This is a genomic window from Ruegeria arenilitoris (genome assembly GCF_013030265.1).
In the GTDB taxonomy this organism is placed as follows: Bacteria; Pseudomonadota; Alphaproteobacteria; order Rhodobacterales; family Rhodobacteraceae; genus Ruegeria; species Ruegeria arenilitoris_E.
The window spans coordinates 54,674-64,668 of record NZ_WPZQ01000016.1 but is presented as its reverse complement, the minus strand read 5'-3'; the positions used below and the strand labels follow the sequence as shown (position 1 = coordinate 64,668).

Genomic DNA, 9,995 nt, shown 5'->3' with positions numbered 1-9,995 from the left:
CAATACCATGCATCTGCAATACCTTAACAAAGGCCTCTTCTGTCGTCATCTTCATCGGGATGCTCTCCAAGCTAAAGTGGAAGCTCTCAGGCGTACTGCCTTGGCTTGGAGTCGGTTTTGACCGATGGGTGCGCGCGGGGTTAGGGCCAGTCGGAGCGGCGGGATATATCCAGAGCTGGGCTTATGCTGAGCGAATGGCCGATGCGATCTGTTTGATTCCGGGGTGGATACGATCGGGCGCTATCGAGGAATATCCCAGCCGATAGAAGTTCGCTGGCTTGTTCGGGCCTGAGAAAAAAGGCTCACCTGGTTCGATATGAACGCTCTGTTTCTGCAGGGTTTTGGCAAGTCGCGTTGTGTCTATGTGCTCAGGCGCTTTCATCCAGATCGAAGAACCACCAAAGACACCCCGACCTGCAACCGTCAGCTTGTGCTCAGCGATGGCTTCTTCGATTGTTTTACGCCTTTCCAGCAGCGCTTTGGACATACGGCGAATCTGTGCATCGTAGTGACCGAGGGACAAGAAATAGGCAGCTGTCCGTTGAATGTGGCCCGGCGGATGGCGCAGAACCAGTGACCGTAGCGCTCTGGCTTCACGAATGAATGGCTCGGAACCAACCATGTAGCCTAACCGCAATCCGGGAAACAGTGACTTTGAAAAACTGCCTACGTAGACCACCCGACCATCCCGGTCGAGCGATTTCAATGCCGGCGACGGTGCGCCCAAAAAGGCCATCTCAAATTCATAGTCGTCTTCGACAATCATTGCGTCCAGATCGCGCGCGCGTTTCAGTAGGTCGTGTCGGCGATCCACAGGCATGGTCGATGTGGTAGGACACTGATGGCTGGGCGTCGTGAAAATGACGTCGGTTCCATCCGGGATGTCATCCGGCGGCAACCCGTCCTTGTCCACACGCAACGCGGTCGTTTCGCAATTCGACCGGTGCAACAACTCGCGCAAAGCATAGTAACAGGGATCTTCGATTGCGGCTTTGCGACCGCGATCCAACAGGATCCGGGACGCCAGCCAGAGCGCATTTTGTGCGCCCAACGTGATCAGGATTTCTTCGGGCCGGGCGGCAATTCCACGTCTTGGCAGCGTGTGGCGGGCGATGAACTCAACCAACAATGGATCATCCTGATCCACGTAGTCCCCGGTCAGTGAATCGAAATCTTTGTGACCCAGTGCCCGAACGGCGCAAAGGCGCCAGTTGGCATGATCGAACAGGCTCCGGTCTGCCTGGCCATAGATGAACGGATAACGATAGTCGCGCCAATCCAACGGCTTGGACAAGACATCGCCGTCCGAAAACTGACGGGCCAGTGTTCTGGTCCAGTCGACTGTTTCCTCACCGCGTTGCAACGGCGTGTACTTGGGAGGTACCGGTGCATTTTGGGAAACATAGTACCCAGACCGTCCCTTGGCGGTCAGATAGTCGTTAGCCAGCAGCTCGGTATAGGCCAAGGTGACGGTGATCCTGCTGACACCCAGATGTGCCGCCAATTTTCGTGACGAGGGCAGCTTTTCACCTACATGAAAGCGCCCCGACAGGATGCCTTCGGCTATCATCTGTTGGATTTGTGCCTGCAAGGTGCCTTGACCATCAGGCTTTAGAAAGAATGTATCGACCGAAATCCCCATGCCTCGTTATAGGGTGGACTTATGTTGGGGGCAATCTGGACTTAACCCGAAAGTCTGAGAAATCTTTGAGCGGTTCGTTGACATTGGAATTTAAAATAACTATTAAACCATAAATCTAGTTTAATGGAGAAATGCAATGTGGGAAACAGCCGCCGCGGGATTTTCGGCCATGGGTTCAGAAGCCAGGCTGCAGGTCCTCAAGACACTGGTGCGTGCCGGGCAAACGGGCCTGACCGTCGGCGAGATCCAAAGCCGAACGGGTATCGCACCATCAACACTGGCCCATCATCTGCGGTTCTTGGCGGCAGGTGGTGTTGTTGAACAAGAAAAAGTCGGACGCAGCACGATCAATCGTGCCTGCTTTGACGAACTGAGAAATCTGGCACAGTTCATCCTGAGCGAATGCTGCGCCGACGAAGTGGGAAAGGCCGCAAACGATGGCTGAGTTAACGCAAAACCCAAGAGCGATGTCCAAGAGTGTCCTGGACCTGCTCAAGACACCATGGGCATTGATCGTCGCAATTCTTGCTGCGGTAGCGGTTCTTGATCCCGGCAACTGGACCGAGGTCGTGACCTTTGCGGGCAAGGCACTGGCACATACGGGTCAGTACATTCTGTTTGCCGTACTGCTACTCTCTTACCTCAAGGCCACCGGCGCCGAGGTTATGGTCGCGCGGGCTTTTGAGGGACGGGAAACGCGGATGATTTTCCTGGCTGCTCTTTTTGGCGGGCTCGCACCGTTCTGTTCCTGTGAAGTCATTCCGTTCATCGCCGGCTTACTTGCGCTAGGGGCGCCGTTGTCTGCCGTTATGGCCTTTTGGCTCAGTTCACCTTTGATTGACCCGCCAACCTTGCTCATCACCGCTGGTGCGCTGGGGTGGCCGTTTGCAATCGGCAAAGCAATCGCGGCGGTAGCATTGGGATTGTTTGGCGGATTTGTCGTGCGCTTTCTGATGCGTCAGGGTGCCTTTGCCCAGCCGCTGCGCGTGTACAAACCTGCCGGTTGTTGCGGCTGTGGTCCGAAAAAGGATGACAAACCACACTGGAAGTTCTGGCAAGAACCCGAACGTCGTGCACGTTTCCGGAGTGAGTTTGTGCACAACGGACTGTTCCTGCTCAAGTGGCTTGCACTGGCCTATGTGCTTGAAGCTCTGCTTGTCAGCTACGTTCCGGCGGACCTGATCGCAAGAGTTGTCGGAGGTGAAGGCCTTGTTCCAATCGTGATCGCTGCGCTGGTTGGGATGCCTGCTTACCTCAACTCCTATGTCGCGCCGCCCTTGCTGGCTGGTCTGATGGAACAGGGCATGAGTGCAGGCGCTGCTATGTCCTTCATGGTGGCAGGCGCTGTCAGCTCCATCCCGGCAATGGCCGCGGTCTGGTCCCTGGTCAAACCTAGGGTGTTTGCGACCTATCTGGGGCTTGGCATCTCTGGCGCGATCGTGGCTGGAATTCTGTTCCAGATGATCTGAGAGTAAAAGAACGCCCGGCGGATGCGCCGGGCGTTCTTCATTGGTAGCGGTTTTGACTTAGCTCGCTTCGCAATAACGCGGCAGTTTGAACCGATAGCGGGGCTCGCCGCTTTCAACGTAAACCCGTTTTTCGATACAGGCGCTGGTTCCAACCGATTGCGCAATGGGTGCTTCGGTAGCGGTTATCGAAGTTGCTGTGCCGTCCGGCAGCCTGACCGAAGCAATGACGCCATTCTTGAGATCACCGTTGATCGGAGTGGCTGTGAGAACATCGACGGTCATGAATGCATCATGCTCATGCTTGCCGTCATCATTCAGCACCAGCAAACCAACCGCGATCACGATCAATCCCAGACCGCCAGCTATGGCAAGCCCTTTGGTCTTGACGAATGCATAGATCGAAACGGCGCGATGCGGGCCAAAGATCGCAGACAGAATGTTCAGCATGGCAATCCTGTGAAAAAATGGCTCCGACCTGGAAAGATCAGAGCCACATAACGCGTTAGTTGCGCAGATCGTCTTCTTCGTCTTCTTCGCCGCCGCCTTTAGGCAGGTTGAAGAAGCTGTCGGCATCGATGATCGGTTCATCGTCCTTTTGTTCTTCGTCACTGTCCTCAGATAGCGAGAATGTCTCTAGGCCTTCGATCGCGGTCGGGATTTTCGGCGCTGCATCCATCTCGAGCGATTGCTCGGTGGATACCAGACGACGACGTTCATCATCGCTCATCACGCCACCTTCGGCAGCTTTCTTGGCAGCAGCCTTTTGAACAACCGCGTCCAGCTCGGACTGCTTACACAGGCCCAGAGCAACCGGATCGATGGGCTGCATGTTGGCGATGTTCCAATGTGTGCGCTCACGGATCGACTGGATGGTCGGCTTGGTTGTGCCTACCAACTTGGCGATCTGACCGTCGCTCAGTTCCGGGTGGAACTTGACCAGCCACAGGATCGAGTTCGGACGGTCCTGACGCTTGGACAGCGGAGTATAACGCGGGCCACGACGCTTTTCTTCACCAGCGGCCGACGGGTTGAACTTGAGCTTCAGCTTGTGCAGCGGGTTGCCCTGCGCGGAGTCAATCTCTTCCTGCGTCAGCTGGTTGTTGGCAATCGGGTCGAAGCCTTTCACGCCAGCGGCCACATCACCGTCTGCGATGCCTTGCACCTCAAGCTCGTGCATGCCCACGAAATCCGCGATCTGCTTGAAGCTGATCGTGGTGTTGTCCACCAGCCATACGGCTGTTGCCTTGGCCATAAGCGGTTTTGCCATCAGCCCGTCTCCTATAAATACATCTGTCCCGTCGCCGGAATTCGGCGGCCCCGTGGTTTTGGGGCAGGTTTCCGTTGTCGGGGAACTTGGGCTGTATATAGTCGCGCCAAAGCAAGAAGGGAAGAGGCGAATGCGTCAGGTGTTTTGCGGGCTCATTTTAGGGGCGTTTAGCGCAATGTCTGCGCTGGCAGATGGCGAAAAGGCTGGCCAGTTCGACTACTATGTCCTGTCGCTGAGCTGGTCACCCAACTGGTGCGCCCGTGAAGGGGATGCGCGAGGATCTGATCAATGCGACGACCGGCATGATCACGGTTGGATCCTGCACGGTCTCTGGCCGCAATACCACCAAGGCTGGCCTGCGTTCTGTCGTACGTCCGAGGCGCCGCCAACCCGGCGCATGACGCGGGAAATGGAAGACATTCAGGGAAGTTCCGGTCTTGCCTGGCATCAGTGGAAGAAACACGGTACATGCTCCGGTCTCAGCGCAACCGACTATTTTGCCCTGTCTCGTCAGGCCTATCTGGGCGTCGAACGCCCGCCCGTGTTCCGTCAGCTGGACACGTCGGTCAAACTTCCGGCATCGGTTGTCGAGGACGCGTTTCTGAAATCCAACCCGGATTTGGAGCGCGACATGATCACGATCACCTGTAAGCAAGGCTATATCGAGGAGGTCCGTCTATGCCTCTCGCGCGACCTTGAGCCGGTACCCTGCGGCCGCGATGTCATCCGCGACTGCACGGCCAAGGATGCGCTGTTCGATCCGATTCGTTAGAGCTTCTTGTTTTGGCAATCGCGTGCGTAGTCCAGCGCCTTGGCAGTGCCTTTGAGGTCGATTGCCATCACACGTTCACCCGCCGGGTTGAAAACGGTCATCGTCTTGTTCTGCGCAATCGCATTGACGAAATTCCGGTCGGTGAAGAATACCGTCGCGCCCGGCACACGGTCCTGTTTGAATCCGATGGCGGTGGCGTCAAAGCTCTTGCCGTCCAACTCGAACCGGATCGGGTAGCTCTGCCCTGGCTCAATATCGCCCCAAGCCTTGTTGTAGACGGTGAAATACCCGCGATTGTCCAGCGCGTCATAGCCCAAGCGCACCACCGAGAGATCCTGATAGATCGTCTGGATCAGGCACCCGTTCCCAAGCGCGGGATCCATCATGATGTTCCAGCCTTCGACAAATCCCTTGTCGATGAGTTCTTGTGAAAGAGCGGCAGTTGCGGTGAAGGCGGCGAATGTGATGGCGAGAAGGCGGGTCATAACTGTTTCCAATATCAAATGGATAGGGTCACAGGCATAGTACACGTCGCATGCAGGAGGCAAAGACCAATCTCGGATAATACGGTCGAGAAAGAAGACCTATGTGCAGGGCGGAACCCGGCTATGTCGCGCCGGGCAGGCGCTTGAAACCAGGCAGTGGCACAATAGTTTTCGCTCCATAAACCAAGGAGCAAACCATGCCGCAACATCCAAGAACATTCTCTCACATCGGCTTGTCAGTCCCAAACGTTGACGAGGCTGTAAAGTTCTATTCCGAAGTCCTTGGTTTTTACGTAATCATGCCGCCAACAGACGTGGTAGAGGATGATACGGATATCGGTGTTATGTGCACTGATGTGTTTGGCCCGGAATGGAAAAAACTGCGTATTGCGCATCTGGCGACCGCTGATCGCATCGGGTTCGAGCTTTTTGAATTTCACGGGAACTATGTACCGGAAAACAATATCGACTTTCGCCAGAATGGCACGTTCCATTTTTGCGTCCAGGACCCGGATGTTGAAGGCCTAGTAGAAAAAATTGTTGCAGCAGGTGGCAAACAACGGATGCCGATCCGATACTATTATCCCGGAGAGAAACCCTATCGTATGGTCTACGTTGAAGACCCTTTTGGCATCGTCTTCGAGATTTACAGCCATTCGTATGAATTGACCTATTCGTCGGGCGCTTACACCTAACAAATAGAAGAGAGACTGGTGTGCAACCGGAACAGGCGAACGCGTTCCGTTTGCTGTCTTATTGCAATGCTCAGAGCTCTTTCCGCGCCCTCAGCGCAGCAGTAATCGTCCCGTCATCCAGATAATCCAGCTCTCCGCCAATCGGTACACCCTGTGCCAGTGAAGTCAGGCGCACCTGACCCTCCAATTGGTCCGCGATGTAGTGGGCGGTGGTCTGGCCATCTACGGTGGCGTTCAGCGCCAGAATGACTTCGGAAACCCCCTCGGCCAGAACCCGGTCCTTGAGGCGGGGGATGCGCAATTCGTCCGGTCCGACGCCGTCCAGTGCAGAAAGAGTTCCGCCCAGAACGTGATAGCGGCCTTTGAATACCCCGGCTCGCTCCATCGCCCAGAGATCAGCGACGTCCTCGACCACACAGAGCTCTCCGGTCGCGCGGTCTTCGCTATCGCAGATATCACAGATATCGGTGGTGCCCACATTGCCGCAATTCAGGCATTCACGCGCAGTGACGGCCACTTGTTGCATCGCGTCCGAGAGGGGGGTGAGCAGAAGGGCGCGTTTGCGGATCAGATGCAGGACTGCACGACGGGCCGAGCGTGGCCCGAGGCCCGGCAGTTTTGCCATCAGGTCGATCAGATTGTCGATGTCGCTGTTCGAGCTCACGGCTTGCGCTCCTGCAAAAGGGCCGGGCAGGGGTGCCCGGCCTTTGGGTCGTCAGGAGTGTCTATCAGAACGGCAGCTTGATGTCTGCGGGCAAACCCATGCTTTCGGTCAGCTTGCTCATTTCTTCCTGCGAACGTTCGGTCGCTTTGGATTGAGCGTCCTTGATCGCAGCCAGGATCAGATCCTCGACCACTTCCTTGTCGTCGCCGTTAAAGATGGACGGGTCGATGTCCAGACCTTTCAGCTCACCCTTGGCAGAAGCGGTCGCCTTCACCAGGCCGGCGCCGGATTCACCAACAACCATGATGTTGTTCAGCTCTTCCTGCATTTCGGTCATCTTGGTCTGCAGATCCTGCGCGGATTTCATCATCTTAGCCATGTCGCCCAGACCGCCAAGGCCGCCGAGTCCTTTGAGCATCGGTAATCTCCTGTAAATCGGTTTGACGCCTAAATACGGATGCCGACTGAGCGACACAAGAGGCCAGCGCGCCTCCCGCCCACTGTTAAGGCGTTTTGCATGGCAATGGGCCCTGCTGCTTGCGAACACCAGGTCTGGGTCTCAATCTTCCTCGAACGGGTCCCATTCGTCTTCGACCTCGGGCAGCGCTTCGGTTTCGACCTGAGCTGCACGTTGTTCGGGGGTTTCGATCTTGGTGATCTTCGCCTTGGGAAATTGTGCAAGGACCGCCTGTACCAGAGGGTGAGCCTCTGCCTCTGTTTTCAGAGCCAGTTCTGCCGCATCCCTCAGTTCGGCGATTGTCGGTGCCTCTCCGTCGGATACAATGGAAACAGCCCAGCGATTGCCGGTCCAGCGTTGCAGAGACGATCCTAGCCTGGCGGCAAGATCGGCAGGTGCTTGCGATGCTGGCGTGAATTCTATTCGGCCGGGTTGGTAGGATACCAGCCGAACCCCATTTTCCACCTCGACCAGCAATTTGACATCCCGGTTCGACCGGATCAGTTCGACCACATGCTCGAAGCTCGGATAGCGCGCCAACGCTGCCTGAACATCCTGCGCTAACGCGGCTGAAGGCGCGCCGCCGTTGCCACGCGGTGGCGATGCATAGGCAGGTGTCGCGGGGGTGTGTGCTTGCGCAACCGGGGCACCATTGTTAGGCACCGGTACGCCACCACCCGGCCCACCAACTGGCGGTGGAGGAGCATCCTGCAGCCGTTTAATCAGTTCTTCGGGGCTTGGCAGGTCGGCGACATGGGTCAGACGGATGACAGCCATCTCCGCTGCCATCATTGCATTGGGCGCGGCGGCAACTTCCTCGAGCGCTTTCAAGAGCATTTGCCACATGCGCGTCAGCACCCGCATCGGCAGGGCTTCGGCCATTTGCTGGCCACGTGCGCGTTCGTCTGGCGAAACGGTTGGGTCTTCGGCCGCGTCCGGTGTGATTTTAACGACGGAAACCCAATGAGTGATTTCGGCCAGATCCCTCAGTACCGCCAGCGGATCCGCCCCTTCGGCATATTGGGCGCCAAGCTCAGTCAGTGCACTTGCCGCATCGCCGCGCAGGATCATGTCAATCAGATCAAGAACCCGCCCCCGATCCGCAAGGCCCAGCATTGCGCGAACCTGATCCGCACTGGTTTCGCCAGCGCCGTGCGAAATCGCCTGATCCAGTAGTGACGTCGCATCGCGCGCGGAACCTTCTGCAGCACGGGTGATCAAGGCCAGTGCATCTTCGGCGATCTGAGCGTTTTCTGACCCGGCAATTTTTTTCAGCAGGCCAATCATGTCTTCTGGCTCGATACGTCTCAGATCGAAGCGCTGACACCGGGAAAGAACGGTGACCGGGACCTTGCGAATTTCGGTCGTCGCAAAGATGAACTTTACATGCTCGGGTGGTTCCTCGAGCGTCTTGAGCAGCGCGTTGAATGCACTGGTCGAGAGCATGTGAACTTCGTCGATGATGTAAATCTTGTAGCGGGCACTGGCAGCGCGGTAGCGCACGCTGTCGATGATTTCCCGGATATCATTGACGCCGGTCCGACTTGCGGCGTCCATTTCCATCACGTCGACATGGCGGCCTTCCATGATCGCAACGCAGTGTTCGCATTTCCCGCAAGGTTCAGTCGTTGGTCCGCCATTGCCATCGGGGCCAATGCAGTTCATGCCCTTTGCGATGATCCGCGCGGTGGTCGTTTTGCCCGTTCCGCGAATGCCGGTCATGATAAAGGCCTGCGCGATCCGGTCGGCCTCGAACGCGTTTTTCAGCGTGCGCACCATGGCATCCTGGCCGACGAGATCAGCAAAGGTTTCCGGGCGGTATTTTCGGGCTAGAACCTGATAGGCGGGGCTGGGTGTGTCGGTCATGTCTGCTCTGGCGGATTCGTATCAAGGATGCAGCGTAGTTGTCCACGCGGCTTACGTCCACAGCGCACAGCCACGAATTTCGTTTGGGAATACCAGCCGATGCGCATAAGCTGGCCGAACCGATTTCGAAAAACTGAGTTCTGTTGCATGCCATTTCTTGGGAGGAGTAATTTGTGTCTCAGCTGGTGATCTATGCTCTGCAGGTTGGAAATGGCACGCTCGCGCTGACGTCGATACCCGGCAAAGACGGCGACTATTCCGGCGATTTGGATCTGATAGCGAACTGGAAGCCAGGTCTTGTCATTTCGATGACTACTGAGGCCGAGATGGTGCAGCTCGGCGCAGGTGATTTCGGCAGCGATATTCAAAGCCGGGCTAGTCGATGGGCGCATTTGCCAGTGACCGACTTCGGTGCGCCGTCACCAGAAATCAATGAGCTGTGGGCCGAGACCAGCGCAGCAGCTCGACATGCACTCTCGGGCGGAGGACGGGTACTGGTTCATTGCCGCGGTGGCTGCGGACGATCGGGGATGATAGTGCTTCGCCTGATGATCGAATGCGGTGAAAGACCCGAAAACGCACTCCAGAGGTTACGCAAGGTGCGGCCATGTGCAGTTGAAACTGATGATCAGCTAAACTGGGCGATATCGGCGGCTCAGCCGCAGCTTGAGCACTGAA

12 protein-coding genes are annotated in these 9,995 nt (G+C 56.7%); 5 read left to right on the top strand and 7 right to left on the bottom strand.

What is annotated here, in order from left to right; genetic code table 11:
* Positions 1-181: 181 nt before the first annotated feature.
* Positions 182-1,642 (bottom strand): PLP-dependent aminotransferase family protein, encoded by a 1,461-nt coding sequence (locus GOX61_RS21975; protein ID WP_170337167.1) that lies wholly within the window; start codon positions 1,640-1,642, stop codon positions 182-184.
* Between the two features lie 136 nt (positions 1,643-1,778).
* Between GOX61_RS21975 and GOX61_RS21970 the strand changes: the two genes are divergently transcribed.
* The gene (locus tag GOX61_RS21970) at positions 1,779-2,087 is read left to right on the top strand and encodes an ArsR/SmtB family transcription factor (protein ID WP_155142353.1); all 309 of its coding nucleotides are present in this window, start codon (positions 1,779-1,781) and stop codon (positions 2,085-2,087) included.
* Positions 2,080-3,111, top strand: a complete 1,032-nt coding sequence (locus GOX61_RS21965) for a permease (protein WP_170337166.1) — start codon at positions 2,080-2,082, stop codon at positions 3,109-3,111. Before GOX61_RS21970 ends, GOX61_RS21965 begins: the two co-directional genes overlap by 8 nt.
* Before the next feature lie 57 nt (positions 3,112-3,168).
* Here the strand turns inward: GOX61_RS21965 and GOX61_RS21960 are convergent, their stop codons facing one another.
* The gene (locus tag GOX61_RS21960) at positions 3,169-3,558 is read right to left on the bottom strand and encodes a hypothetical protein (protein WP_170337165.1); all 390 of its coding nucleotides are present in this window, start codon (positions 3,556-3,558) and stop codon (positions 3,169-3,171) included.
* A gap of 55 nt (positions 3,559-3,613) precedes the next feature.
* Complete coding sequence (locus GOX61_RS21955) at positions 3,614-4,378, bottom strand: DUF1013 domain-containing protein (protein WP_155142360.1); 765 nt, start codon at positions 4,376-4,378, stop codon at positions 3,614-3,616.
* Positions 4,379-4,508: 130 nt separating this feature from the next.
* Here GOX61_RS21955 and GOX61_RS21950 point away from each other — a divergent pair, with 130 nt between their 5' ends.
* Complete coding sequence (locus GOX61_RS21950) at positions 4,509-5,150, top strand: ribonuclease T2 family protein (protein ID WP_170337164.1); 642 nt, start codon at positions 4,509-4,511, stop codon at positions 5,148-5,150.
* Here the strand turns inward: GOX61_RS21950 and GOX61_RS21945 are convergent.
* A complete protein-coding gene (locus GOX61_RS21945; RefSeq protein ID WP_170337163.1) occupies positions 5,147-5,635 on the bottom strand; it encodes a hypothetical protein in 489 nt (162 codons plus the stop codon). The genes GOX61_RS21950 and GOX61_RS21945 overlap by 4 nt on opposite strands.
* A 197-nt stretch (positions 5,636-5,832) precedes the next feature.
* On the opposite strand from GOX61_RS21945, the gene GOX61_RS21940 reads away from it, so the two are divergent.
* On the top strand, positions 5,833-6,330 hold the full coding sequence (locus GOX61_RS21940; protein WP_170335661.1) for a lactoylglutathione lyase family protein: 498 nt from the start codon (positions 5,833-5,835) through the stop codon (positions 6,328-6,330).
* Positions 6,331-6,400: 70 nt separating this feature from the next.
* Here GOX61_RS21940 and recR read toward each other — a convergent pair whose 3' ends face one another.
* The 3 genes from recR to GOX61_RS21925 all read right to left on the bottom strand — a co-directional run bounded on the left by recR (position 6,401) and on the right by GOX61_RS21925 (position 9,317).
* A complete protein-coding gene (recR, locus tag GOX61_RS21935) occupies positions 6,401-6,994 on the bottom strand; it encodes a recombination mediator RecR (protein WP_170337162.1) in 594 nt (197 codons plus the stop codon).
* A 64-nt stretch (positions 6,995-7,058) separates the two neighbouring features.
* Positions 7,059-7,412, bottom strand: a complete 354-nt coding sequence (locus GOX61_RS21930) for a YbaB/EbfC family nucleoid-associated protein (RefSeq protein ID WP_155142368.1) — start codon at positions 7,410-7,412, stop codon at positions 7,059-7,061.
* Between the two features lie 141 nt (positions 7,413-7,553).
* Entirely contained in the window at positions 7,554-9,317 is a 1,764-nt protein-coding gene (locus tag GOX61_RS21925) for a DNA polymerase III subunit gamma/tau (protein WP_170337160.1), read from the bottom strand.
* Between the two features lie 173 nt (positions 9,318-9,490).
* Here GOX61_RS21925 and GOX61_RS21920 point away from each other — a divergent pair, with 173 nt between their 5' ends.
* The gene (locus GOX61_RS21920; RefSeq protein ID WP_170337159.1) at positions 9,491-9,994 is read left to right on the top strand and encodes a protein-tyrosine phosphatase family protein; all 504 of its coding nucleotides are present in this window, start codon (positions 9,491-9,493) and stop codon (positions 9,992-9,994) included.
* The last annotated feature ends 1 nt before the right edge of the window (position 9,995 follow it).

Coding starts and splice junctions, on each gene's coding strand:
- GOX61_RS21975 (WP_170337167.1), bottom strand. CDS start 1,642: ATGGGGATTTCGGTCGATACATTCTTTCTAAAGCCTGATGGTCAAGGC.
- GOX61_RS21970 (WP_155142353.1), top strand. CDS start 1,779: ATGTGGGAAACAGCCGCCGCGGGATTTTCGGCCATGGGTTCAGAAGCC.
- GOX61_RS21965 (WP_170337166.1), top strand. CDS start 2,080: ATGGCTGAGTTAACGCAAAACCCAAGAGCGATGTCCAAGAGTGTCCTG.
- GOX61_RS21960 (WP_170337165.1), bottom strand. CDS start 3,558: ATGCTGAACATTCTGTCTGCGATCTTTGGCCCGCATCGCGCCGTTTCG.
- GOX61_RS21955 (WP_155142360.1), bottom strand. CDS start 4,378: ATGGCAAAACCGCTTATGGCCAAGGCAACAGCCGTATGGCTGGTGGAC.
- GOX61_RS21950 (WP_170337164.1), top strand. CDS start 4,509: ATGCGTCAGGTGTTTTGCGGGCTCATTTTAGGGGCGTTTAGCGCAATG.
- GOX61_RS21945 (WP_170337163.1), bottom strand. CDS start 5,635: ATGACCCGCCTTCTCGCCATCACATTCGCCGCCTTCACCGCAACTGCC.
- GOX61_RS21940 (WP_170335661.1), top strand. CDS start 5,833: ATGCCGCAACATCCAAGAACATTCTCTCACATCGGCTTGTCAGTCCCA.
- GOX61_RS21930 (WP_155142368.1), bottom strand. CDS start 7,412: ATGCTCAAAGGACTCGGCGGCCTTGGCGGTCTGGGCGACATGGCTAAG.
- GOX61_RS21925 (WP_170337160.1), bottom strand. CDS start 9,317: ATGACCGACACACCCAGCCCCGCCTATCAGGTTCTAGCCCGAAAATAC.